Source organism: Kiloniella majae (assembly GCF_002118315.1).
GTDB classification, from domain to species: Bacteria; Pseudomonadota; Alphaproteobacteria; order Kiloniellales; family Kiloniellaceae; genus Kiloniella; species Kiloniella majae.
On the sequence record NZ_MTSZ01000005.1, the window covers coordinates 25,725 to 52,673 of the forward strand.

Consider the following 26,949-nt stretch of genomic DNA (forward strand, 5'->3'; position numbering starts at 1 on the left):
CGCTGATGGAAAGTAATAGCCTCGTAGCACAGGAAAACATGGGCGTACCTGCACAGGACGGGCAAAACTCACATAACCAAAGCATGGATGGAACCAACACCACCGCAGTTGAAAATGCCGGACAGCAACAGTTCATCACCTTTACAGTGGGTGATCAGGAATACGGCGTAGATATTATGTCCGTGCGCGAAATTAAGGGGTGGGTTGAAACAACTCTTTTACCCAATACACCTGAATATATGCGCGGTGTCCTAAACCTTCGCGGTGTTATCGTTCCGATATTTGACCTTCGATGCCGCTTTGGACTTGGTAAAACAGACGCCACAAATCTGCATGTCATTGTCATCATCGCCGTTAAAAACCGGATGGTTGGTATTCTGGTAGATACCGTTTCAGACATTCTCACCGTATCAAATTCTGACATCCGGGACGTCCCCAAAATGGAAACCCTGATCGAAGAAGAATATCTGTCCGGTCTGGTTACGATCGAAGATCGAATGGTCGCCCTTCTCAATCAGGAACGTCTCTTCGACACCAAGGTGATCGAAAACGGAATTGCTATAGGCAAAATAGACGAGACATAACGCAAGAAAACCTAGGACTCTAACCGTTTTATTTTGCAAAAAAACACAACCAAAGAAGGATAAATTCAAAAATCACTAAACTTTTAATCAAATAATTTATTAAAACCTGGCTCATTCGAATTCATCAAAAGCCTTATTAACAAATGATGTGTTCATCGCGAAAGAAACAGAAAAAAGCCACGCAAATAAAGCCAAGTAAATAAAGAATGTAAGGACGGAGATAACGATGGTTACCTTTTTAAACAACTTACCAGTGAAGTTTAAATTTGGGATAGCACTACTAGCACCTGTGCTTGGCCTGCTGTTTTACTCCACCTACACTTTACTGGAAAAAAATACGACCGTGCAATCCATGGAAAAGATTCTATATATCGCAGAATCTACACCGGATTTAGGGGCCTATATCCACAATTTACAGACAGAACGCGGAACATCTGCAAGCTATATCGGCTCTAACGGATCCAATACAATCAAGTCTCAACTTGAAGAAAGTCACCGGCTTACCAACGCATCACAAGAAACTCTGGACACGCAGCTCGCAAATCTCTTTGCACATTCCAGTACTGAACGCTTTACAAACAAGCTCAAAAATGTGCAATCGGCCCTGCGCGATCTCGAAAAATATCGCTCCGCTGTCATAGACTTAAAATTATCAGCAGAGGAAATGGCCGCCTACTATTCCAGCACCATCACCAGCATAATTGAACTCATCGCCGAAATGCCACACCAAAGCAAAGATGGCGGTATATCAAATGAAATTACAGCCTTAATTGCTTTGCTCCAGGCAAAAGAATATGCGGGGGTAGAGCGTGCAATAGGGACTGCTGGCTTTGCTTTGGGATCCTTTGACACCAGTAAATACAAACAAATCTCAAGCTTGATCAGTAAACAACAGAGCTATTTCTGGATTTATCAGCATTATGCGTCTGCGAAACAGGTTTCCCAGTTTAGTGACCTGCTATCAAGCCCAGTAATGACAAAGCTTTCAGAAATGCGTGATGTTATTGCAAACTATCCTGATACCTTAGATCTCAAAGGTATCAGCGGACAGGATTTCTTTGAGACAACATCTTCGCGCATAAACGCCCTAAGAGACATCGAAATTAAAGCCGAGCAATCACTTATCGAAGATATCACGCACGTACGAGATGATGCCTACAATATTGAGCTTACATTTTTAATAAGCACAATCTTATTACTGATCATCGCAATCGGCCTCGGCAGTTTGATTGTCATAGGCCTTAGCAGATCACTCTCTCAACTTGTTACGATGGTTATTGATAAAAATGCGGATGTCGAAATAAATCCTGAACGCACAGATGAAATTGGTATTTTGGGCAATGCTTTACTCGCCTTCACCAAAGAAGCAGAAATAAGCGCCCAGATAGCAACCGAGAATTTGCGTATCAAGTCTGCGCTGGATAATTGTCAGGCGAATGTGATGGTTGCGGATGTTGACCTGAACATCATCTATATGAACGACACCATGGTCGAGATGATGCGCGTGGCTGAAAGCGACATCAAAAAAGATCTGCCAAATCTGGATACCGATAAACTGCTCGGTACCAATATTGACACTTTCCACAAATCACCTGCCCATCAGCGGAGCCTGCTCGCGAGCCTTAAAGAACCCTATAGTGCAACTATCGAAGTTGGCGGCAGAACCTTTAACCTCATAGCTTCCCCCATTAACGATGAAAATGAGGAGCGTTTGGGTACTGTAGTCGAATGGGATGACGTAACTGTCCAGCTTGCTGAACAGCAGGAAGCAGATCGCATCGCCCAGGAAAATGCCCGCGTCAAAGTTGCCCTTGATAGCTGCACAGCCAATGTCATGGTTGCCAATAATGACTTTGACATCATCTATATGAACGAGGCTGTCCTCAATATGATGCGCGAAGGGGAAGCCGATATCCGCAAGGATTTGACCGGCTTTGACAGTAACAAACTTCTGGGTGGCAGTATTGACCGCTTCCATAAAAACCCCGCCCATCAGCGCACCATGCTCGAAGCCCTAACCACCACATACCAAGGTCGGATTAATGTGGGGGGGAGAACCTTTGATCTCATTGCCAATCCAATTACCAATGACCAAGGAGAACGCCTGGGAACCGTGGTCGAGTGGGCCGACGTAACTTCAGAACTTGCCATTGAGGCCGAGGTTGATCAGATGGTTCAGGCCATCTCTACAGGGGACTTCACAAAATCACTGGCGGCCGAAGGTAAAGAAGGCTTTATGCTGGCCCTGACCAACGCCCTCAACTCCCTCAACAAGAATGTCAGCGATGTGGTTGATGACGTGGCAACAGCCTTGTCATCCCTCTCACGCGGGGATCTTACCCACGAAATCACCACCGATTACACTGGCATGTATGAAACCCTCAAACAGGATGTGAACCAGACATCAAAACGACTGTCTGAAACTGTCGGGGAAATCATCACCACCACCGATGAAATAGGCTCTGCTTCTACGGAAATATCCTCTGGTTCCATGGATCTGTCCCAAAGAACAGAGGCACAGGCATCCAGTCTGCAACAAACCGCGGCCTCTATGGAGGAAATGTCCACCACAGTGAAACAGAATGCGGACAGTGCTCAACAGGCAAACCAGATGGCCTTGAACGCAACAGAGACTGCCGAACGGGGCGGAGAAGTTGTACAGGAAGCTGTTGTTGCTGTGACAGGTATTGAGCAGGCATCACAGAAGGTGTCCGATATTATCGGGGTCATAGATGAAATCGCTTTCCAGACCAATCTTTTGGCCCTCAATGCTGCGGTTGAAGCGGCAAGGGCTGGAGAAGCAGGCAAAGGCTTTGCTGTGGTTGCTGCCGAAGTACGAACACTGGCACAGCGTTCAGGTGAAGCAGCCAAAGATATCAAAACCCTGATCATGGAAGCCAACGATCAGGTCAAGGAAGGCGTTACACTGGTTCGCTCAACCGGTGACACCTTGTCCGAAATTGTTGATTCATCCAAACGCGTTGCTGACATCATTTCCGAGATTGCTGCCTCTAGTCGGGAACAGGCATCAGGCGTTGAGGAAATCAATGCGGCGGTCACAGCAATGGATGAGATGACCCAGCAGAATGCAGCGCTGGTGGAAGAAAGCTCTGCTGCGGCCCGCACCCTGGAAGAACAGGCTGAAGGACTATCCGAAATGATCGGGTTCTTCAAAACCAACGACACAGGACGCGCCAGTCGTCCCCAAAGACCAAAGGAAGTCAAACAGGCTTCGCCGACGACAACGCCAAAGCCTCAGACATCACCAAAGAAGGTTACAGCGTTAAAACCCACAACCGCGACAGCCGTTGCCATCGAAGATGATGACGACTGGTCTGAATTTTAAACCCAGTATTTTGACCCCGGAATTCTAAAACAAGGAAATTAAGTAAGAGAACAAAGGGCAAAAAACACCTCTTTACTTAAGAGAACTCGCTGTAAAACGGAGACACAAAATGCACAGAATATTTAGCAAGCTATCGTTAAAGATTGCACACAAACTGCCCATCTTGTTTGTTCTGATAGCAATGATCTCTGTGATATCAGTTGGTGCCTTTAGCATAAACAGCACATCTGACACTCTTGTTGTGCAAAAGAAGCAAACACTGCGGGCTCTCGCGGAAGCGCGTAACTCCGCGTTAAATCAGTATCTTGAATCGATAAGAGAAGATATTGTTATCACGGCAGCGAACAGTAATATTCAGGACGCCCTGTCCGGCTTTACAGACGGCTTTATCGCTGAAAAACGCCTGAACAGTGATCCGGTACAGTCCCTTCAAAGTGTTTACATCAACGAACAAGGCCTCACATCAACAAGCTCTTTTGGTAATAAGGAAGCATTGGGCCAGAAACATCTTTTTAATGGTCCCTCACTTGTTGAAGGCACTTATCATACACAGCACCAGCGCTTCCACCCTTGGTTTCGCCAAATGCTCGAAGGACGCGATTATTACGATATATTCCTGATCGATCCAGAAGGTAATGTTGTTTACACTGTTTTCAAAGAGCTTGATTATGCAACAAACCTGCTTGATGGAAAGTATAATCAAACAGGCCTAGCTCAAGCTTTCAAGGCAACATTATCAAGCAAAAAAGAAGGCAATATAAGCTTCATCGATTTTGCCCCCTATGCACCAAGTAACGGTGCACCAGCTAGTTTTATCGCAACACCGGTCATTTCCAGAACAGGTTTTCAAGGCGTTCTGGTTTTCCAGATGCCAATTAATCGGATCAACCAAGTCCTGCAATTAAGCGCAGGTATGGGGAAAACCGGCGAAACCTATCTCGTCGGCAGTGACTATCTTATGAGAAGCGATTCACGTTTCTCAGAAGAATCAACAATTCTGAAAACAGAAGTAAAAACAGACACTGTACTAAAGGCTTTGGAAGGGGAAAGCGGCATTGAAATCACACCGGATTATCGTGGCATTCCCGTTCTTTCTGCTTACCAGCCCTTTGAATTTCAAGATACGCGCTGGGCTTTGATCGCCGAAATTGATGAACAGGAAATGCTGGCTCCTGCACGGGAGGAAAGACTTTTTATATTGATGATTAGCGCCATCGTGCTGGTTGTCGTCGCTCTGTTAGGATGGGTATTTGCCCGCTCTATTGTGCGCCCCTTGCAAAGATCTACAGCAGAAATGCTACGGCTTGCAAAAGGTGATAAATCTTTCGAAATCTCAGGATTAAACCGCCGTGATGAAATCGGAGACATCGCATCGACATTACAGACATTTAAAGACAATGCGACTAAGCAAGATCAGATGGTTTCTGAAAATCTTCGTATCAAGTCTGCGCTGGATAATTGTCAGGCGAATGTGATGGTTGCGGATGTTGACCTGAACATCATCTATATGAACGACACCATGGTCGAAATGATGCGCGTGGCTGAAAGCGACATAAAAAGAGATCTGCCAAACCTCGATACCGATAAACTACTCGGTACCAACATCGACACATTTCACAAATCACCTGCCCATCAACGCGGCCTACTCACAAACCTCAAAGAACCCTATAGCGCAACTATCGAAGTTGGCGGCAGAACCTTTAACCTCATCGCTTCTCCCATTAACGATGAAAATGAGGAGCGTTTGGGTACTGTAGTTGAGTGGGATGACGTAACGGTCCAGCTTGCTGAACAGCAGGAAGCGGATCGCATCGCCCAGGAAAATGCCCGTGTCAAAGTCGCCCTCGATAGCTGCACAGCCAATGTCATGGTTGCCAACAATGACTTTGACATCATCTACATGAACGAGGCTGTTCTCAATATGATGCGCGAAGGAGAAGCCGATATCCGCAAGGACCTGACCGGCTTTGACAGTAACAAACTTCTCGGCGGCAGTATTGACCGCTTCCATAAAAATCCCACCCATCAACGCACCATGCTCGAAGCTCTGACCACTACATATCAAGGTCGGATTAATGTGGGGGGCAGAGCCTTTGATCTCATTGCCAATCCAATTACCAATGATCAAGGAGAACGCCTGGGAACCGTGGTCGAGTGGGCGGACGTAACTTCAGAACTTGCTATTGAGGCCGAGGTTGATCAGATGGTTCAGGCCATCTCTACAGGGGACTTCACAAAATCACTGTCCGCAGAAGGTAAAGTAGGTTTTATGCTGGCCCTGACCAACGCCCTCAACTCCCTCAACAAGAATGTCAGCGATGTGGTTGATGACGTGGCAACAGCCTTGTCATCCCTCTCACGCGGGGATCTTACCCATGAAATCACCACCGATTACACTGGCATGTATGAAACCCTAAAACAGGATGTGAACCAGACATCAAAACGACTGTCTGAAACTGTCGGGGAAATCATCACCACCACCGATGAAATCGGAGCGGCCTCTACGGAAATATCCTCTGGCTCTATGGATCTGTCCCAAAGAACAGAGGCACAGGCATCCAGCTTGCAACAAACAGCGGCCTCTATGGAGGAAATGTCCACCACAGTGAAACAGAATGCGGACAGTGCTCAACAGGCAAACCAGATGGCCTTGAACGCAACAGAGACTGCCGAACGGGGCGGAGAAGTTGTACAGGAAGCTGTTGTTGCTGTGACAGGTATTGAGCAGGCATCACAGAAGGTGTCCGATATTATCGGGGTCATAGATGAAATCGCTTTCCAGACCAATCTTTTGGCCCTCAATGCTGCGGTTGAAGCGGCAAGGGCTGGAGAAGCAGGCAAAGGCTTTGCTGTGGTTGCTGCCGAAGTACGAACACTGGCACAGCGTTCAGGTGAAGCAGCCAAAGATATCAAAACCCTGATCATGGAAGCCAACGATCAGGTCAAGGAAGGCGTTACACTGGTTCGCTCAACCGGTGACACCTTGTCCGAAATTGTTGATTCATCCAAACGCGTTGCTGACATCATTTCCGAGATTGCTGCCTCTAGTCGGGAACAGGCATCAGGCGTTGAGGAAATCAATGCGGCGGTCACAGCAATGGATGAGATGACCCAGCAGAATGCAGCGCTGGTGGAAGAAAGCTCTGCTGCGGCCCGCACCCTGGAAGAACAGGCTGAAGGACTATCCGAAATGATCGGGTTCTTCAAAACCAACGACACAGGACGCGCCAGTCGTCCCCAAAGACCAAAGGAAGTCAAACAGGCTTCGCCGACGACAACGCCAAAACCTCAGACATCACCAAAAAGGGTCACAGCATTGAAACCCACAACCGCGACAGCCGTTGCCATCGAAGATGATGACGACTGGTCTGAATTCTAAACACAGTATTTTGACCCCGGAATTCTAAAACAAGGAAATTGAATATGGGATCCCTCACCTTGCACAGGACAAAAGAGTAGAACCAATGACATCCTCAGCACTCGCGTCATCAGAAACAAAAAAATCTGTTTCCTCTCACCCTGGGGCAACGGGCGAGGACCAAGAGCGCGAGTTTCCATTTTCTGATCAACAGTTCAAAGCCTTGACAAAAATGGTCTATGACAGAACTGGTATCGTTCTGAAAGATAATAAGAAAAACATGGTTTACGGACGTCTTGCCAGACGATTGCGCAAGCTAAAAATGTATTCTTTTAAAGAATATTTGAGCTATCTCGACAGTCCCGATGGTACTAGCGAAACAGGCATGTTGATAAATGCAATAACAACAAACCTGACAAAATTCTTTAGAGAGTCACATCATTTCAAACACCTTTTCACTGCTTGCGAAGAAATCGTCGAAGCACAAACAGCCCGGGGTGAAAACCGCCGATTACGCCTTTGGTCAGCGGGATGCTCATCTGGCGAAGAACCTTATTCCATCGCAATTATCATGAGCGAACTTTTAAAGAGAACACCATCCATAGATATAAAAATCCTGGCCACAGATCTTGATACTGGCATGCTACAAACTGGTATGTCCGGGATCTATAACAAAAAATCTGCCGAAGCTATGCCAGACAAATTCAAGAAAAAATATACACAAGAGATATCTGAAACCCAGATTAAAATGAGTTCAGAGTTACGGAACCTGATCACCTTCAAGCAGCTCAATTTACTGGAACAATGGCCAATGAAGGGGCCTTTCGACATTATTTTTTGCCGAAATGTCATGATCTACTTTGACCAGCCAACAAAGGTATCTCTTGGTAAACGCTATGCCGAATTACTCCGGCCAGATAGCTGGCTTTACATTGGCCACTCAGAAAGCTTGCCGGATGAAACCAATCTCAAACTCATCGGGAAAACCATTTACCAGCGTCAGGATCGGAGAGGGTAAAATGTTACATATGACAGACATAAACAAAGCGTCCCCGTCCCAAAAAGTACCTGATCATTTTTATTCCGATGACACGGACCTGCGTCATCCACACGAAGGAGAACCCAAAAGGTTTTTTGACCCCAAGTTCAAACATTATGCCGTAAAAATAATGCCTGGGACACATTACGTAACTTCCAGACACGATGAAATGCTGGTTACCACACTGGGATCATGTGTCAGCGCCTGTATCCGCGATACAGCACTCGGTGTCGGCGGAATGAATCATTTCATGCTGCCAGAAAGCGACACGGGTAAGTGGGGCGGCAGTAGCGCAGCAATGCGGTATGGCAACCATGCCATGGAAACTTTGCTGAACGATATACTGGCTATGGGCGGCGCAAAAAATCGGATGGAAATCAAGCTCTTTGGCGGTGGACACGTTCTGAATTCATCCAATCTTGTTGGTGAGAAAAACGTACAGTTTGTCGAACGTTATCTAAAAAACGAACACCTGGCTCCCTCATCACAACATTTAGGTGGAACCCAGGCACGGAAGATTATTTTTTTCCCAAAAACCGGTGTCGTAAAGATGAAGCTCCTGCCCCATGCATTTGATGAAGAAGTGGTGATGAGCGAGAGAAAGCTTAGCACCAACCTTAATCATCAAGAGATTGAAGGTAGCGTTGAACTCTTTTGAATAGGAATTTATTTTGACCCCAGTAAAAGTTCTTGTTGTTGATGATTCAGCTCTTATGCGAGAGCTTCTGACAGCCCTTCTATCCCAAGATCCGACAATTGAAGTTGTTGGATCGGCGACGGATCCATATCAAGCGCGTCAGATGATCAAGCAGCTATTACCTGATGTCATTACCCTTGATATCGAAATGCCCAGAATGGATGGCTTATCATTCCTCGAAAAGATAATGACACTAAGACCCATGCCCGTGGTTATGGTGTCTTCCTTGACACAACAAGGGGCAGAAGCAACGCTCAATGCTCTTGAGCTGGGTGCCGTAGATTTCTTTCCAAAACCTAAGCTGGATATGAAGCGTGGCATTGAACAGCGCGCCGATGAGCTTATTCACAAGGTCAAGACTGCAGCACTGGCAAAGGTAAAAACGCTTGAGCGTGAACCAGAGGCACAACTCGCCTTAAATCCTCTTTCAAACATCAAGTTTTCAACGACTGAAAAAGTTATTGTCATCGGTGCCTCAACCGGTGGTGTCGAAGCTTTACGTGTCGTTATTAAAAATTTGCCCGCCAATAGTCCTGCTGTACTTGTAACACAACACATGCCCGAGAAATTTACAAAAACATTTGCCGAACGCCTCAATAAAATTTCTGCCGTTTCCGTCAGCGAGGCAAAACACGGGGAAAGAGTCCTCCCTGGACACGTCTATATTGCCCCAGGTGGAAAACACCTGAAGTTACACCGATCAGGTGCAAACTATCTCTGTCAATTGACTGACGAAGAGGCTGTATCCGGCCACAAACCATCAGTCGATGTCTTGTTCCGCTCTACCTGCGAAGCCGCCGGAAAGAATGCTATAGGCGTTATCCTAACTGGCATGGGGAAAGATGGCGCTGCTGGCATGTTGGAACTACAAAAAGTCGGGGCGAAAACCTTCGGTCAAGATGAGGCTTCGTGCGTTGTCTATGGAATGCCCAAAGCAGCATATGAAATTGGAGCCATTGAGCATCAAGTTCCCTTGAAGAAAATGGCCGAAGTAATGTTGAGTGCTTGTGGTGCCGCGAAGGACCGGCATATCCGCGTCTAAGCACCACGAAACGCACACACGAGAACGTGGGGGATACGCCTCACATAGTAAGGAGAAACGAATGGCTATGGTTGCACAACCCGAAATTTACGCTCCTACCGAGGACGCCGCCGCGAATAAAACAGAGGATACTTCAGAACAGGACACGCCATCTGTTCAGGACGACACCACTGATCATAGCCTGCCCGTCATTCCCGGAAGCCCGCCGATTGGCAGTAATAAAGGCATGCATGACTTACTGACTTTATGGGTCGGCCTATCTGACGTACAGAAAAGAACCTTTAAAGCACTAACAAAAGAGGTCGAAGTCGCAGGCCAACTCGTTGAGACTTCAACTGAAGAGCTCTCAAAAAACTTTCAGGAACTTGCTAATTTCTCTCGCAAACAGGCCGAAGATCTTAAATCAATTATAGAATCAGCCAGCACAGTAACTGTCGATGATAAAGAAATTACCCTAACGGACATCTTACACGTTATGGAAGGGTCTATTAACACCGTAGTTGAGCAGATATTACACGTATCCAAACACGGGATGTCCATGGCTTATGCGATGGAAGATCTCTTGGGTAATGTCGAAAAAGTACAAGCAAGAGTGACTGATATTGAAACCGTCACCAAACAGACAAATCTGCTGGCCCTTAACGCGAAGATTGAAGCCATGCGGGCTGGCGAAGCTGGCGCCGGGTTTTCAGTTGTTGCTGATGGCGTGCGAGAACTTTCAAGTTCCATTAACGATCTTTCAGGCCAGATCAGGCAAGAGATTTCTGATGTGTCCAGATCTTTAGCAGACAGTCAGGGAAACCTGAAAGAAGTTACCTCTGTCGACATGACAGAAAATATCATGGCCAAGGAACGTATCGAAAAAATCATGACCTGCCTCATCAATCGTAACGATTCCTTTAGTAAAACTATAGAACACTCAGCAAGTAACTCGGACAATATGACTCGCCAGGTATCTGAAATGATCACAGGTATTCAATTCCAGGATAGAACCAGTCAACGTCTTGGCAATATTCTCGACGCCTTGAAAGTATTGTCCGAAGCCGGGGAGGAAATGAAAGCCAAAACGGAAGAACAGGTAGGTGAACAGATAACACCTGAACTTGATAGGGAATGGCTTAATCAGCTGATCAACGGCTTCCATCTCGGCGAAATGCGCGAGCGTTTTATCATGCACGCTCTCTATGATGACGATATCTCTGTTGATGACGAACCAGCCGACGCTCAAAGCCAAGTGGAAGATGACGAAGATGATATAGAACTGTTTTAATCACTTATCGTGTAATTATCTTATTTGGGAAGGACACCGCTAAATGGACTACTCGTTTAAGCCAGACGGAACCGTACTGAAATGTGTTATGACAGGTGAATTCACCTTCACGGATCATCCCACATTTCGCAACATGATCGACGATGCAGTAAAAACAGGCACCCGCTCAATACAGCTAGATTTGCAAGATGTAGAATATATTGATTCAGCAGGTTTGGGTATGTTTCTGGTCGCTAATGAAAGGGCTGGCGAAGAGGGTTGGAAATTTTCAATAAGCAACCCAAGGGAAAAGGTTCAAAAAATGTTCACGCTGGCAAAGCTGGAAACCATTGTAACGATTACAAATGCATAAGAGACCGCACCGAAATAAGCCAGACAATAAACTCACCCTAAACAGATATTAGTCCAAGCTGAATGCCCAATAGCTCAAACGACATTGCTTTTGACGTCATCGCAAATCGACAAATTCTGGTTGTCGATGATGTCAAACTATTGCGTGATCTTATTACTAGTATTTTACGTCAGGCCGGGTTCACCAATATTGAACACGCAGAAAATGGTCAGGAAGCCATGCTCAAGGTTACGGCCAACCCTCCGGATATTATTATTCTCGATCTCATGATGCCAATTATGGATGGTATGGAGGTATGCCGTCTGGTTCGAGAAATTGAGGACACCGCAGCCATTCCCATTATCGTTCAAACAGCCATGCACGATAATGAAGAACGTTTGAAAGCCTTTGCTGCAGGGGCTAGTGATTTGGTCACAAAACCTGTCAACGCACTCGAACTTGTGATCAGGACAAAGCTGCACCTCAAGAATCTTATTTTAACCGAAAATCGAGAAAAATACCGAGCCCGAGTGGCCGACGAACTGGCGACAGCAAAAGACGTACAACAAAACATTTTACCATCCCCACAAAATCTACGGGAAATACGTGCACAAACGGGCCTCAATATTTCCTCTGTTTGCCAGCCTTCATCAGAACTTGGGGGTGATTTTTGGGGGGCTAACGTTCTAGAAAATAGTTCCATCGGCTTCTATGTCACTGACTTCTCAGGACACGGTGTTGTCTCAGCCCTGAATACCATTCGATTACACACACTTCTTTTCAATGTGGGTGAAGCATGGCAAAAGCCCGATCAGCTACTCTCCGATATTAATCAAAACCTTTGTGACATGCTGCCCACCGGACAGTACGCAACCATGATTATCGGATTGATCTCACCAGAAGATAACACGTTAAGCTACGCAGGTGCTGCTGCGCCTCCCCCAATTTATGGTATTTGGGAAAAACCCGAAGAATTTACCTACCTTGATACAACAGGATTACCCCTTGGCGTGAGCAAAGTCGCAACTTACGACTTGCAAACGGTTCCCTTTACAGAAAACCATTTTCTCTTTTCCTTTAGTGACGCTTTGATCGAAACCAAGTTGAATGATGGTACGTTTTTGGAAGGAGAAGAATTAATAAATCTTGTGAAAAATCTTACCAGAAGCAAAGCAAACTCTCAGCTATTGGATCAACTGATTGCTTCTTTTTTTGAAAATGGTGGCAATGACTTAAGAGATGATTTGACGGCTATTTGCTTTGACTATTTATAACGTTACTGACTTAAGATATTTGGTTTTCAATAGAGGATTTTCCCAAGTTAGAGAGCAATCCTAGCCGTAACCCTGTTACCTTTGTCATTATAATTGAGTTCCGTAAAAGCCATCATTTTTGCAAGCGCAATCCCTCTGCCATGATTTGAACGGATCCTTTCGTCATCGATCGTCAGGTATTTTTTCCAGTTAAATCCTTTGCCCTCATCTTCAATGACAAAGACGATTTCATTCTCGTTTCGTGTATAACTGACCTTTACGACCCTTTTGTTATAAGGTTCCATCTTGAGACGATTTTGAATTTCATCATAAAGACGGCTGGTTTCAAGTAATTCTGTTTTTAAATTATAGCCAATCTCAAGATTTCCATGCTCAACGGCATTGTGCAATAACTCGTTCAAGCCAATCACAATGCCATCAGCCCCCGGACAAGCTAAACTCAACATCGTTGTTAAATTGCGAGCCTGATCCACCGTTTTGAATTCAAATGTTCCCGATGTAATCAAACCAATTGCCGAACTGCGGGTTTCTATTTCAGTCAACAAGCTTCGCACGTGATTAAATTGATTAATTGCCGCACAGGTTACAGAATATAAAATATCTGTATCACAGGGCTTTTTAATTGTGTGAAACCAGTTGTGAACAACTAATTCCAAAGGTGATTTACGGCTATCAATCTCGGTCATCACAACCGCAGGAATTTGTTGTGGTAACTTTTTAGACGCTCCCATCACAAGTGATGATTCGGACAAGAGGTGACGATCATAATCATCCGATATCAGAATTAAACCGACAGGATCTTTTTTCAAACTGTTGTCCAAAAGAATAGTGTCGGGCTCTAAAGAACAGACGACATCATAATTTTTTTCGATCAAAAAATTTAAAATCTCATTCCGGGCAAGCTCATCCGGCTCTATCAAGAGTATGCGCGGCTCTTTAGAATTCATTAATTCCCCCTGATCCCTGTATGATCATCGGCAATATAGAAAATACTGTCCTTTAGTTTACTCACGAGAATATAAACAAAGGATAAAGAGCCAACTACCTATAGGTGTTTTTCACATCAAAAACAAAACTAAATCTGTGAAATCAATTTACCAATACTCCTCGGAATATATTTAGAGATATCAAAGAAATAAAAGGAAAACAAACAGGTCTCTCAAATGACTTCCTCAGGTAAAAGGTATGTCATTTGAGAAACGAGTCCGAACTCTAATTATTCGCCACGTGGAAAGCGGGCCCCCTCTTCAAGAATGTTCAAATCCATATGGTTCCGCATGTAGCGCTCTGATGCTTTTTGCAAGGGCTGGAAGTCCCATGGGAAATACCCGCCATTTCGCAAAGCTTTGTAGACAACCCAGCGACGTGCCTGGCTTTCACGTACCTGCGCATCAAACAAAGCCATGTCCCATCTTTTCCTGACTTTCGCCATAAACGCTTGGACCAAATCAACATAACCATCATCTTCAGCCAAGTTATTTAATTCATGAGGGTCAGCGGCAAGATCAAAGAGTTGCGGCGGATCCAGTTCACAATGTGTGAATTTATATTGTCCTTCGCGAATAGAAACCAGCGGTGCATAAGAACCTTCTGCTGCATATTCCATATAAACCGGACTTGTGCGCTCCCCCCCCTTCATCAGCGGGATTAGGCTCTCACCGTCTGTCCAGGGTTCAACCTGGCTCAAATCAACACCGGCAAGATCAGCAAGAGTCGGAACCACATCAAGGTTTGAAACAGGCGTATTGACCAGACCCGTTTCGCCCTTTGGAACTGAAATCATCAAGGGAACACGCGCCGACCCTTCAAAGAAGTTCATCTTAAACCAGAGCCCGCGCTCACCCAGCATATCACCATGATCAGAACAGAAAACAATAATGGTGTCATCGCGCATCCGACAACGATCAAGAATACTAACGAATTCACCAACCTTCTGATCAAGGTAGGAAATGTTTGCGAAGTATGCCTGGCGTGATCGTCTCACATTCTCTGGCGTGATATCGAAATTTTCATAGTCATTTGCAAGGTATATACGTTGAGAATGCGGATCCTGATCATCATACTGTATTTGCTTAACCGTCGGTTCCAGATGCTCACAATCGTTATAAAGATCCCAAAACTCGCGACGGGCAACGTAGGGATCATGTGGATGCGTAAAACTAACCGTTAGGCACCAAGGGCGCTTTTCTTCACCTTGTTCACGGGCAAGTTGATAAAGCTTTTGCTGGGCATGAAAAGCAACTTCATCATCATATTCCATCTGGTTACTGATTTCAGCAACTCCGGCCTCGGTGACCGAGCCAAGATTATGATACCACCAGTCAATGCGCTCGCCGGGTTTTCTGTAGTCAGGCGTCCATCCAAAATCAGCCGGATAGATATCGGTCGTCAGACGATCTTCAAAACCATGAAGCTGATCTGGTCCAACGAAATGCATCTTCCCACTCAGGCAGGTATAGTACCCTGCCCGCCGCAGATGATGCGCATAGGTCGGAATGTCTGATGCATACTCGGCGGCATTATCATAGACTCTCGTCCTCGAAGGTAATTGCCCTGCCATAAATGATGCACGCCCCGGCGCGCAAAGAGGGCTTGCGGTATAGTTATTTTGAAAGCGCACAGATTTTTCTGCCAAGGCCTTAAGATGCGGCGCATGTAGAAAATCGGCTGGTCCATCCGGGAATAATGTTCCATTTAACTGATCAACCATGATGATCAAAATGTTTGGTTGTGCACTCATTACCGAGATCCTCTATCAAAAAAATGATCAATCGCGATATCGATAATTCGATTGACCACAAGACATAACAAAAATTACGATCAAAATTATATGTTAAATGAATTCTAGCTTGTAGATTGAGATTCCATATGGCTGCCATAAATAATTTAGATAACAAAGTTCACACGCACATTGCTGAACTCCACGCTTTTGATGCCGCAAGCAGGCTGGGCAGCCTAACAAAAGCAGCTGAGCACCTAAACATAACACAGCCTGCCCTTAGTCAAAAAATCAAACGCCTGGAAACCTTTGTGGGGGAACCCCTCTTTTTAAGGCAAAACCGTGGTGTGAAACTAACGCCGACAGGCAAAGCACTCTTCGAAGCAACACATACAAACTTCCAATCTTTCCGCGATATTTTCGATAATATCCAAAGCAGAAAATCAACAAAACAGGTTCGCATCAGTACCGATTTTGCCTTTGCCGGGCACTGGTTAGTCCCCCGTTTAGCAGGTCTGAGAAGCGATTTACACGGCCTCGACATTCAGGTTTTCACATCCCAAACACCCGACAATCCATTAGATTTTCAAAGCGACCTGATTATCTCACTTAAACAATCACCCACTCCAGACACACGACATCATGTTCTTTTTGAAGAAGAAGTTTTTGCAATCTGCAGCCCTAAATTTCTGGCCGATCACGGCCCGTTCCAAAGTGCCACAGACATCGGGAATAATCCTTTACTTGATTTAACAGCTTCTCCGGATGCCGGATGGCACAACTGGGATAGCTGGCTAAAACAACAAGGAGTAACAAAATCACAACAATCAACAGCGATCGGTCTAAGTAACTACAGCCTGGTCTTACAGGCTGCCATCAAAAATCAGGGCCTTGCTCTTGGCTGGAAAGGCCTTATTGAAGAGCAGTTAGAACAGAAAGAGCTTGTAATAGCCTGGCCGCAATCAGTACGAAGTGACAGATCTTATTGCCTCCAGCTTAGAGAAGATGCGTCCCCACACGTCAAAAAGGTTTACAGCTGGATAAAAGAAAACTCTGCCTGATACGAGTAAATTGCCAAGAACACCTATACTTGCCCCACCTTATAAGAACTCTTATATGAAGGGGTATAGATTTATACCTTTTTGAGAGTTCCATGCCATTTGCACGCCCCACAACCCCTCTTAGTTCAGGGGAATTCATAGCACTCATGGCTTTTTTAATGTCATTAGTTGCACTATCCATTGATGCAGTTATGCCAGCTTTGCCATTGTTAGGACAGGAGCTCGCCGTCACAAACCCCAACGACGTGCAATTGGTAATCGGCATCATATTTTTTGGACTGGCGACAGGGCAGATTTTCTTTGGCCCCTGGTCAGATAGCATTGGCCGAAAGCCAGTTATCTATTGCGGCTTAACAATCTTCATCATTGGCTCAATCATTTCTGCAACAGCCAGTGACTTTAACATTATGCTACTTGGGCGTTTACTTCAGGGTGTCGGGGCTTCCGGCCCGCGAACTATTTCAGTTGCCCTTGTTAGGGATCAATTCGAAGGCCGTGCCATGGCACGGATCATGTCATTTATTATGGCTGTCTTTATTATTGTGCCAACGATTGCACCCGCACTGGGGCTCTCAATCATGATGTTCTTTGATTGGCAGGCGATCTTTTACAGCTTCTTCCTACTTGCCAGCATTGTTCTCTTCTGGTTTGCCTGCAGACAGCCGGAAACCCTTGCAAAAGAAAACCGTGTTTCCCTGACATTTGAACATTTCTGGAATGGATTAAAAACAATCCTCACGAATAAACAGGCTTTGGCCTATACCCTCGCTGCCGGAATTATTTTTGGAGCCTTTATAGGCTACCTAACCAGTGCCCAACAGATCTTTCAGGATATATACGGCATCACAGATCTTTTCCCGCTCTATTTTGCGATCCTGTCTCTGTCTATCGGTGCGGCTTCACTGACCAACGCAAACCTTGTAATGAAATTTGGCATGAGGAAATTGTCAAAAATTGCCCTGATCATCATGACAGTTCTAGCGATCCTGTTTTTGATCCCGGCAACTATGGCTTCAGGTCAACCACAGCTTTGGTCATTTATGATCTATATGATGCTCAGTTTCTTTTGTATTGGTATCCTGTTCGGCAACTTCAATACGCTCGCCATGGAACCACTTGGCAAGCTTGCGGGCCTTGGTTCAGCCGTTGTCGGGTCCCTCACAACGTATATCTGCATGGCGATCGGCATTGCCATTGGACAAAACTACGACACCACGGTTTTACCCCTGGTTTATTCCTTTGCTATCCTCGGCCTGATCTCGTTGGGCATCATGCTCTGGGTCGAAAAACAGCCCGAAACACAACTTACATAACAATCGATTTAAAAGATAAAGCAGCGCACAAAGATTTTGTGCGCTGCTTTATGAGGTCTTAGTCAGGCTTGCTTAATCTGGCTTAATAGCGAAGCGTCCACTGCCTGTGAAAAGAAGTGCCAAGGCTGTAATCAAGAAGAAGCCTTGAAGTTCCAATTGCCAGCCCCCTTGATTATTCAAAAGTAACAATTGGTGGCTATGAACCAACACCAGCGCGAAAATCATATTCACCGCAACCAGCAAAGACCCAAGCCTTGAATAAAAACCCGCGATAATCAGAAGCGGTGCGATCACTTCACCAGCGAACACCCCATAAGCCATAAATTCAGGCAGCCCCATAGAGGTTAACTTACCGCCAATAAACTGAATTGAACCCGGATTACCCAACTTGTGGATACCGTGCAAGATCATCATACCGCCAAGACCAAGGCGCAGAAGAAATAACCCTAATGACGAATTATGAAAAATGCCCATCTATCTATCCCCCTAGCGTTTTCACGCTGTTAGAGCATTTTTTATCTAAAGAAAAAGTGCCCTATTTATCAGTTGTTCCGTCTTGCCAGGCTCTTTGATTTGTTCCCATCAAAAAGAAAAGGCTTTCGGTTATGATGACACAACAAAAAAAGAAGGTCCATCTTTTCAATGGCTTCTGGAAATTTCACAGCCAACGAATACAAAACAGGCCCAGCCATTTTCATGACTGGGCCTGTTCATCTACTACTTAGCGAGACTTAGCCATCGTTAATCACGGACCACCAAAACAGAGCATTTAGCATGACGAACAACCCGCGCAGCGTTTGGCCCCAACAGATAATCTTCCATCCGCGGACGATGTGCCCCCATGATAATTACATCAGAACTTATCTCTTCGGAAATGCGCAGAATTTCTTCATAAGCATTTCCGTGTCCAATAATGTGCTGGACCTTGATATCATCAGGAATATTGTCATCGACAAACTTGTGCAACGCTTTGTTTGCTCCTTCCATCATCTGTTCTTCATGATCCTTGGGGAAAAAAGAGCTCACAATGCTGCTACCAAAATTGGGAACAACCGTCATGATATGAAGTGTTGATCCAAAAGCTTTGGCATATTCAACACTGGTCGGAAGTGCCTTACCCCAGCTATCTTTTTGATCAAGATCGACTGCCAATAGAATATGTTTAAACATTATTTTTCTCCACTAAGCAGTTGCGGTTTGAGCAAGAAGATCACGACGACGACGCTGAAGCATGATGATTAAGCCCAACAGCAATAAGGCTGGAATAAAGAACAGCTGTTTTGCAGGACGATCAACAGGCGCTCCAACAGATGTAATCACCTGATCGAAATCAAAGCCTGCTTTTTCAGCCTGACTATCAAAGGTCGTGCCATCTACGATGTAACTACCATCCTGTTCAAGAATCTCAAGTCCGTACCCTTCAAGACGCTCTTGGCCTGTTTCTTCATCACCAACAGTTAAAACCATGGTCAAAGTCACGGGCTCACCAACATCATCAACTCCATCAACAATAATACGCATTTTATCGCCAACAGTAGCTTCTCCCAGGGCCTGAACAAGCCCTGCACCACCACGTTCTTCATAAGGCGGATACACATAATCCATCCAGAATCCTGGACGGAAAAGTGTGAAGGCAATCAGAATAAGAGCCGCAGATTCCCAAAGCTTAGATTTCGCGAGGAAAAACCCTTGAGAGCCTGCAGTAAAAATTAACATTGCTGCCGTCGCCACAATGAAAATAAAGACTCCCTCCAAAGGAGAAACATCAATTAACAGAAGATCGGTATTAAAGATGAAAAGGAACGGTAATAGCGCCGTACGAAGAGAATAGAAAAATGCAACAAATCCTGTACGAATAGGATCACCGCCGGAAATTGCAGCTGCCGCAAACGAGGCTAACCCGACCGGAGGCGTCACATCTGCCATAATCCCGAAGTAAAACACAAACATATGAACTGCGATAAGCGGAACAATCAGTCCATTTTGCTGTCCTAAAGCTACAATTACCGGGGCCAATAGAGAAGACACCACAATATAGTTAGCTGTAGTTGGCAATCCCATACCCAGAATCAAGCTGAGAATAGCAGTCCAAAACAGTATCAACATGATATGACCGAGTGATAAAAACTCGACCAATGCAGCCAATTTGCCGCCGACACCTGTTTGGTCAACAGCACCAACAATAATACCCGCCGCAGCAGTGGCGATGCCAATACCAATCATGTTCCGGCCACCAGCAATCATGCCTTCAACCAACTCGTTCAAACCACGTTTAATGGTTCCTGTTTTCGCTTCTTTTCTGAAGAATGCAAAAAGATAGCGTTGAGTGAACAGGATGAAGAGCATCAAGACAGTAGCATAATAAGCCGACAAGGATGGAGAAGCTCGCTCTACCATCAAGAACCAGATCAAAACCACGACAGGTAAAAGAAAGTGCAGCCCAGATTTAACAGTTGGTCCGACTTCTGGTAACTTCGAAACTGGTTGGTTGGGATCATCAACCTCTAGATCGGGATAAGACGAACTATAGCGAGCAAGGAAGACATATACCACGAGAATCCCTGCCGCGATTATCCACCAGGAAAGCTCTTTTCCGGCAACATCTTGAACAACGTCAACTAGATAGAACAAGCCAAAGGAACCAATAACCATGTTCCCAAGAATAATTGCTCCTGTTGAGATCGTTTTGGCATAAACAGCATTACTTGAACTACCCTTAAGGACTTTTACGATCACAAACTGTGCGATCACAATTGCCAACACAGCGCCAAGACGTGCCGTTGTAGTTTCTAGCACCTGATAGGCATCTGAAACGTAAGCAAGTCCCCCAGCCATTACCATGATGGCTGAAAGTGTAATTGCCCATGAAAGCAAAACGTCTTTAGTAGATTTTCGATCACCAGATCGCGCCAAGCCCTGCATGTTCAATTTCTGAGCTTCGAGATGTACGATGTACACAAGGGCAATATAAGAAATTATTGCAGGTAAGAAGGCATGTTTGACGACATCAAAATATGGAATGTTTACATATTCCACCATCAAGAAAGCAGCAGCCCCCATAACAGGCGGCATAATCTGTCCATTTACAGAAGATGCAACTTCGACCGCCCCTGATTTTTCCGCATTAAAACCAACGCGCTTCATCATAGGAATAGTGAACGTACCAGTGGTCACAACGTTAGCGATTGAAGAGCCGGAAATAAGACCCGTCATACCAGAAGCAACAACCGCAGCTTTTGCTGGTCCGCCGCTGAAGTGCCCCATCAAAGAAAAAGCTACCTTGATGAAATAGTTACCCGCACCCGCGCGATCAAGTAAAGCGCCGAACAGCACGAAGAGGAATACGAGATCCGTCGACACGCCCAAAGCAATACCAAAAACACCGTCGGTTGAAGTCCACTGTTTATCAACAGTACCGCCAAAGGAAGACCCTTTCCAGGCGATCAAATCAGGCGCGAATGGCCCCAAAAATGTATAGCCGAGAAAAACCATTGCGACGACCATAAGAGGAGGCCCTAAAGCCCGACGTGTTGCTTCTAATAAAAGAATCATCCCAATGACAGATACAACAATATCTATCTCGTTAGGATTACCGGCACGATTGGACAGTTGATTTCCAAATAAGATATCGCCCAAAGCACTGTCAGCTATATAGGGATACAGCGCACAAATAGCGCCAACGATTGCTAACCCCCAATCCAGAATAGGAATACTGCGGCGCGGAGATTTTGAAAAAGCCGGGTAAGCTAAAAATGCCAGAAAAACTGCAAATCCAAGGTGGATTGTTCGCGCTTCCTTACTCGGGAAGACACCCCAGCCAATATTATAAGATATAGGAGAGGCAATCCAAACTTGGAAAATAGACCAAACCAATGCTGTAACGGCCATTAATATAACAATATTACGACTTGACGGAACTCTTCCGCCTGTATCTGTAGAAGCGACGAGATCTTGTAATTCTTCGTCACTCATTTGTACATTTTCAGTATTTTCTGATGCCATTCCCCATATCCCTGTTTTCTGCGCCAGAGGGCTGAATACACATTACCTAAAGTTATTTATTTAAGTATTTTTCACTTGATGGTGCTATCGAAATTAATTTAGCAGCTTTGAATTTTTAAAGGCATGTGTTTTAAAATTAGAAAAAGGGCAGGAAAGCTAATGCTTTCCCGCCCTAAATTCCATGCGACTGATTACATCCAGCCGCGCTCTTTATAATAGCGAATTGCGCCATCATGTAGAGGAGCAGACAGATTATTGATAATCATGTCTTCTTCTTTAAGGTTAGCGAATGCAGGATGCATTTTCTTGAAGCGCTTGAAGTTATCAAACACAGCTTTAACCATCTGATAAATGGTTTCTTCATCCGCTGCAGTAGAACTGATAAACGTTGCGCCAACACCAAATGTTGTTACGTCACGGTCAGTACCATTGTAAGTACCACCTTTGATAGACGCCATTGCATAATAATCGTTATCAGTTGCAAGTTTTTTCGCTTCTGCGTTATCAACATCAATCAAAACTGAATCACAAGAAGTTGTCGCTTCTTTGATTGTTCCGCTTGGGTGGCCAACAGTGAACACAATCGCATCAACTTTGCCATCACAAAGGGCTGCAGCCTGCTCGGAAGATTTCAATTCGGAAGCGAGAGAAAAATCACTCATTTCCCAACCCATCTTGGCCATGAGAACTTCCATCGTTCCGCGGGCACCAGATCCTGGATCACCAACGTTTACTTTTTTACCCTTCAGATCATCAAAGGTTTTGATCCCTGAATCTGAACGAGCAACCACTGTAAATGGCTCTGGGTGAACAGAGAAAACAGCACGCATTTCTGGATAAGCACCATCAGGGAACTTTTCAGGAGCAGTGCCATTATAGCCATGATATTGCCAATCAGATTGAGCAACACCCATATCAATATCGCCAGCGCGCAAGCTATTGATGTTAGTAACAGAGCCACCCGTTTTATGAGTACAATTGATTTCGTGATCTTTGGTACCTTTGTTCACCAAACGGCAGATTGCACCACCAACTTGGTAATATACGCCTGTCTGACCACCTGTACCGATCACAACGTGATTTGTGTCAGCATAAGCAGAAGATGCCATCAATGCCGCACCAGCAATCGCTGTCATTGCCATTTTTTTTACAAACATGCCTACTCCTTGGTTTCATGCTTTTTAAATAACTCTAAGTATCTTGCAGAATATCAACTTTTTCAGCTGTTTTATCCCACAGTCATATTCATGTGCCGAACCACAATCGAATACTATTAGCCATCAAATTCATGACGGCTAAATTTCCAAACCATTAAGAATCCCTTATGAACGAGGTTCCAATGGTAACCACGATGCAAAAGCACCGTAGAATTCTTTTGTCCTGACAGGTAAATTTTTGTTTTTGGCAGTAGCCCCTGAACAAAGCCTGTTCAGAACACTACGAAAAAGTATCTTGGATCCGTTAGTACCTTTTCGAATCTACTTTCGTTTCATGTGGTTAGCTTACGTCAAAGCCAACACTAAAGAAATAGCCAATTCATATTTTTCCCTGTCTGATGAACTACTTTGCGAGTTCTTATACCTTACATGGTTGCGTATGTAATATTTACAGTCAACAGATAACATTTGTTCTTTTTTTGAGCTTCACGTTCACAAGCCGCAAAAAACCTTGGTTTACACACATCTTTGGGAATGAAGCCTCTCAAGACTTCCAGAAGACATTTGTCTCTTTACGGTATTCGTTAAAATTCTGGATTCTTTGCTTTGTATCCGGCGCACCTTTTTCAACCAAAGTTGTCATAAGCCACTCTGCTAACGCAAAAAAGCCAACAAAACTGTCAAACCCGACAAAGTCTTTATAGTTCCGAGGCGTGGTGATCGGTGAGATCAAGGTTACATCCGGCTTGAGTGGAAGAGAATTCGCTGTGCTATCAGACATCAGGATCAACTTAGCCCCCCTGGATTTGGCAATTTTGCATGCTTCAATCGTTTCTCTTGAAAAGGGAGAAATCGAAACCGCGAGCACCACATCCTCGGCCTCAACAGTCAGGATTTCATCCACAGGCGAATTCGCATGCCCCGGTGTCACAATTAGATTAGGCAACGCCATCCGACCAACGTAATAGAGGTAATGTATTAACGTGTAAGGCGCGCGCGTTCCCATCAAATATACGCTTCTTGCGCTCAGGATCATTTCAGCGGCCTGCTCTATATCCTCGGCCTCATTATGCCTCAGAGCTTCTGTAACATTACCAATTACACTGGTAACAGTATCCGCTCGTACGCGTTCGATCCCGCCACGATCATAAAGCTCATTCACCCACTGTGTCGTATTTGAATTTGATGCGCTAGCTGTTAAGGCGGCCCTGAATGGCTCCCTTAATTGATTGTAACTCTCAAAACCCAGCTTTTGCGCCAAACGAACCAAGGTATTGGTACTTACACTGGTAGCTTCAGCACAATCCCTGATAGATTTCATTCCAAACTCCGCAGGATTATCGATGATAAACATAGCAACCCGGCGTAAGCTACGAGGATAAGCGTTCAATTCTTTCGTCAAGCGCTCAACAATACGGGCTTTATCTACCAGACTCATTTTATCCTCTATCAACACACCAAAATATAACAAATGTTATTATATCTCACTTATTGACACAAACGATATTTTAGCGAACTCTATTTGTCATACCTTGCATTTGGCAAAGGTTTCGCTTTGTCCTTGAGCTTCCGGAGAAATAAACATGGGGCACGTATTTCCACGCCACACCAAAGCCAACCTGCCTACGGCGGTTGCAGGCGAAGGCTGTTACGTCATAGATCAAAACGGCAAACGTTACTTTGATGGGTCTGGCGGCGCAGCCGTATCGTGCCTTGGCCACTCTGATCAAGCAGTTCAGGAAGCCATAAAAAAACAAACGGACCAACTGGCTTTTGCTCATTCCGGTTTTTTCACAACAGAACCGGCAGAAAAGCTTGCCGACCTTCTTATTGCAAATGCGCCAGAAGGGCTGGATCGTGTCTATTATGTTTCCGGTGGCTCAGAAGCCGTAGAGGCCGCGCTAAAACTGGCTCGCCAGTACCATCTGGAACAAGGAGACAATGATAGATCCCATGTCATTGCCCGCTGGCAAAGTTATCACGGCAATACCATTGGCGCGCTTTCCGCAGGCGGCAATAAATGGCGACGCGAACCCTTCATGCCAATGCTTGTTCCTATGTCACACATTGACCCCTGTTACCCCTACCGCGACCAGCAAGAAGGGGAAAGCAACGAGGCCTATGGGTTACGTGCCGCAAATCGATTAGAGGCAGAGATCCTCAAAGTTGGACCAGACAAAGTTTCAGCCTTTATCTGTGAGCCAGTTGTCGGGGCAACAATGGGCGCGGTTTCCGCAGCCCCCGGATACTTAAAACGCATACGCGAAATCTGCGACCAATACGGTGTGCTGCTGATCCTCGACGAAGTCATGTGTGGCATGGGGCGCACAGGCACTCTCTTTGCCTGTGAACACGACGGCGTAACCCCGGATATTCTCTGTATCGCAAAGGGACTTGGCGCAGGATATCAACCCATCGGTGCCATGTTGTGTACCGGGAATGTCTATAGCGCCATAGAAAACGGGTCCGGATTCTTCCAGCACGGTCATACCTACCAAGGCCACCCCACGGCCTGCGCCGCGGGATATGCTGTTATCTCAACAATGTTAGAGCGCAACCTTCTCGACAAAGTTAATGAACGCTCTGAGCAGCTTATGCAGGCTCTAACAGATAAACTCGGGCAACACCCCTTTGTTGGTGAGATCAGAGGCCGCGGTCTTTTCATTGCACTTGAACTCGTGCGAGACAGAGAAACAAAAACGCCCTTTGATCCAAGCCTCGCCGTTCATGCGAAGATCAAAAAGGCGGCCTTTGAAAACGGCCTGATCTGTTACCCCATGCCAGGGACCATTGACGGTAAAAATGGCGACCACGTTCTACTGGCACCGCCGTTTATTATTGAAGACGAACATATTGAAGAAATTGTCGAGAAGCTGGCTACCAGTTTTTCATCTGTCTTTGATTCACTAGAAAGTTAAGACGATGTCACCAACCATCCTGATGGCGGCCCCGAATGGTGCTAGAAAAACCAGATCAGATCATCCGAACCTGCCTGTAACAGTTCCCCAAATCATAGACGAGGCTATTGCCTGCCAAAAAGCAGGCGCAGCGATGGCCCACCTACATGTCAGAGACCAGGATCAACAACATGTTCTTGATGCCGGCCTTTACACAGAAGTTCTCTCAGGCATTAAAGAGTCCATCGGCAGTGATTTATTGGTTCAGATAACAACAGAAGCCGTCGGACGATTTAGCCCCCAAGAACAGGCCAACTGCGTCAAGAGCGTCAAGCCCGAAGCTGTCAGTGTTGCTTTGAAAGAAATGATGCCCGCCGGTGACGAAGCATACGGATCTGAATTCTACCACTGGGCCCAGGAGACCTCGGTTCATGTTCAACATATCCTTTACGATGTGAAAGATTTCAACCGCTTTTTGCACCTTTCTAAAAAGGGCTTAATACCCGCCGCACAACCGTCTCTTCTTTTTGTTCTGGGTCGCTATGCTTCAGATAACCTGGGCAAAGTTGAAGAACTCGCACCTTTTCTGAAAATAAAACAAGATCCAGAGACCCTTAATTTGGGACCTTGGTTCGTCTGTGCCTTTGGCCATGACGAAGCCCGATGCGCGTCCGAAGCCATCGCACAAGGCGGGCACGCGCGCGTTGGTTTTGAAAATAATTCCCACCTAAAGTCTGGTAAAGAAGCAATCTCGACGGCAGAGATAATCGCACAGACTCGCGAGGATGTACTAGCCATGGGCAAGACAATAGCGACAGCACAGGAAGCCCGAAAACTACTAGGCATTACCTAAAGGAAA

At 45.5% G+C, this 26,949-nt stretch carries 20 protein-coding genes; 13 read left to right on the forward strand and 7 right to left on the reverse strand.

Translation table 11 applies throughout. From position 1 onward, the window contains the following. The first annotated feature begins 5 nt into the window (after window positions 1-5). The 9 genes from BKB51_RS14655 (at window position 6) to BKB51_RS14695 (ending at window position 12,941) form a co-directional block, all read left to right on the forward strand. Window positions 6-584: a chemotaxis protein CheW gene (locus tag BKB51_RS14655; RefSeq protein ID WP_085901869.1), complete on the forward strand. Its 579-nt coding sequence runs from the start codon at window positions 6-8 to the stop codon at window positions 582-584. A 226-nt stretch (window positions 585-810) separates the two neighbouring features. After that, window positions 811-3,930, forward strand: a complete 3,120-nt coding sequence (locus BKB51_RS14660) for a methyl-accepting chemotaxis protein (RefSeq protein ID WP_085901870.1) — start codon at window positions 811-813, stop codon at window positions 3,928-3,930. Between the two features lie 109 nt (window positions 3,931-4,039). After that, window positions 4,040-7,309: a methyl-accepting chemotaxis protein gene (locus BKB51_RS14665; protein ID WP_085901871.1), complete on the forward strand. Its 3,270-nt coding sequence runs from the start codon at window positions 4,040-4,042 to the stop codon at window positions 7,307-7,309. An 85-nt stretch (window positions 7,310-7,394) separates the two neighbouring features. After that, window positions 7,395-8,306: a CheR family methyltransferase gene (locus tag BKB51_RS14670; RefSeq protein WP_085901872.1), complete on the forward strand. Its 912-nt coding sequence runs from the start codon at window positions 7,395-7,397 to the stop codon at window positions 8,304-8,306. Between the two features lie 10 nt (window positions 8,307-8,316). Next, the gene (locus tag BKB51_RS14675; protein WP_218044050.1) at window positions 8,317-8,985 is read left to right on the forward strand and encodes a hypothetical protein; all 669 of its coding nucleotides are present in this window, start codon (window positions 8,317-8,319) and stop codon (window positions 8,983-8,985) included. 10 nt (window positions 8,986-8,995) lie between these two features. Continuing rightward, window positions 8,996-10,066 (forward strand): protein-glutamate methylesterase/protein-glutamine glutaminase, encoded by a 1,071-nt coding sequence (locus tag BKB51_RS14680; RefSeq protein WP_276327924.1) that lies wholly within the window; start codon window positions 8,996-8,998, stop codon window positions 10,064-10,066. 61 nt (window positions 10,067-10,127) lie between these two features. Continuing rightward, window positions 10,128-11,336 carry a methyl-accepting chemotaxis protein gene (locus BKB51_RS14685; protein WP_085901875.1) on the forward strand — a complete coding sequence of 403 codons (1,209 nt, stop codon included), beginning with the start codon at window positions 10,128-10,130 and terminating at the stop codon, window positions 11,334-11,336. 43 nt (window positions 11,337-11,379) lie between these two features. After that, a complete protein-coding gene (locus BKB51_RS14690; RefSeq protein WP_085901876.1) occupies window positions 11,380-11,688 on the forward strand; it encodes an STAS domain-containing protein in 309 nt (102 codons plus the stop codon). A gap of 62 nt (window positions 11,689-11,750) precedes the next feature. Then, window positions 11,751-12,941, forward strand: a complete 1,191-nt coding sequence (locus BKB51_RS14695) for a PP2C family protein-serine/threonine phosphatase (protein WP_085901877.1) — start codon at window positions 11,751-11,753, stop codon at window positions 12,939-12,941. Between the two features lie 47 nt (window positions 12,942-12,988). Here BKB51_RS14695 and BKB51_RS14700 read toward each other — a convergent pair whose 3' ends face one another. Next, window positions 12,989-13,888 carry an ATP-binding protein gene (locus BKB51_RS14700; RefSeq protein ID WP_085901878.1) on the reverse strand — a complete coding sequence of 300 codons (900 nt, stop codon included), beginning with the start codon at window positions 13,886-13,888 and terminating at the stop codon, window positions 12,989-12,991. 269 nt (window positions 13,889-14,157) lie between these two features. Next, on the reverse strand, window positions 14,158-15,681 hold the full coding sequence (gene betC / locus BKB51_RS14705; protein ID WP_085901879.1) for a choline-sulfatase: 1,524 nt from the start codon (window positions 15,679-15,681) through the stop codon (window positions 14,158-14,160). A 128-nt stretch (window positions 15,682-15,809) separates the two neighbouring features. On the opposite strand from betC, the gene BKB51_RS14710 reads away from it, so the two are divergent. Then, window positions 15,810-16,721 (forward strand): LysR substrate-binding domain-containing protein, encoded by a 912-nt coding sequence (locus tag BKB51_RS14710; protein ID WP_085901880.1) that lies wholly within the window; start codon window positions 15,810-15,812, stop codon window positions 16,719-16,721. 65 nt (window positions 16,722-16,786) lie between these two features. Further along, a complete protein-coding gene (locus BKB51_RS14715; RefSeq protein WP_420843506.1) occupies window positions 16,787-18,034 on the forward strand; it encodes a multidrug effflux MFS transporter in 1,248 nt (415 codons plus the stop codon). Window positions 18,035-18,106: 72 nt separating this feature from the next. Here the strand turns inward: BKB51_RS14715 and BKB51_RS14720 are convergent, their stop codons facing one another. The 5 genes from BKB51_RS14720 to BKB51_RS14740 all read right to left on the reverse strand — a co-directional run bounded on the left by BKB51_RS14720 (window position 18,107) and on the right by BKB51_RS14740 (window position 24,631). Next, complete coding sequence (locus tag BKB51_RS14720; RefSeq protein ID WP_198946759.1) at window positions 18,107-18,508, reverse strand: DoxX family protein; 402 nt, start codon at window positions 18,506-18,508, stop codon at window positions 18,107-18,109. A 267-nt stretch (window positions 18,509-18,775) separates the two neighbouring features. Then, window positions 18,776-19,204 (reverse strand): universal stress protein, encoded by a 429-nt coding sequence (locus tag BKB51_RS14725; protein WP_085901882.1) that lies wholly within the window; start codon window positions 19,202-19,204, stop codon window positions 18,776-18,778. 12 nt (window positions 19,205-19,216) lie between these two features. Then, on the reverse strand, window positions 19,217-22,036 hold the full coding sequence (locus BKB51_RS14730) for a TRAP transporter permease (RefSeq protein WP_085901883.1): 2,820 nt from the start codon (window positions 22,034-22,036) through the stop codon (window positions 19,217-19,219). A 191-nt stretch (window positions 22,037-22,227) separates the two neighbouring features. Further along, entirely contained in the window at window positions 22,228-23,193 is a 966-nt protein-coding gene (locus tag BKB51_RS14735) for a TAXI family TRAP transporter solute-binding subunit (protein ID WP_085901884.1), read from the reverse strand. A gap of 544 nt (window positions 23,194-23,737) precedes the next feature. Next, window positions 23,738-24,631: a MurR/RpiR family transcriptional regulator gene (locus BKB51_RS14740; RefSeq protein ID WP_085901885.1), complete on the reverse strand. Its 894-nt coding sequence runs from the start codon at window positions 24,629-24,631 to the stop codon at window positions 23,738-23,740. 145 nt (window positions 24,632-24,776) lie between these two features. Between BKB51_RS14740 and BKB51_RS14745 the strand changes: the two genes are divergently transcribed. After that, a complete protein-coding gene (locus BKB51_RS14745) occupies window positions 24,777-26,111 on the forward strand; it encodes an aspartate aminotransferase family protein (protein WP_085901886.1) in 1,335 nt (444 codons plus the stop codon). Window positions 26,112-26,115: 4 nt separating this feature from the next. Beyond that, the gene (locus BKB51_RS14750) at window positions 26,116-26,943 is read left to right on the forward strand and encodes a beta-keto acid cleavage family enzyme (protein ID WP_085901887.1); all 828 of its coding nucleotides are present in this window, start codon (window positions 26,116-26,118) and stop codon (window positions 26,941-26,943) included. Window positions 26,944-26,949 lie beyond the last annotated feature (6 nt).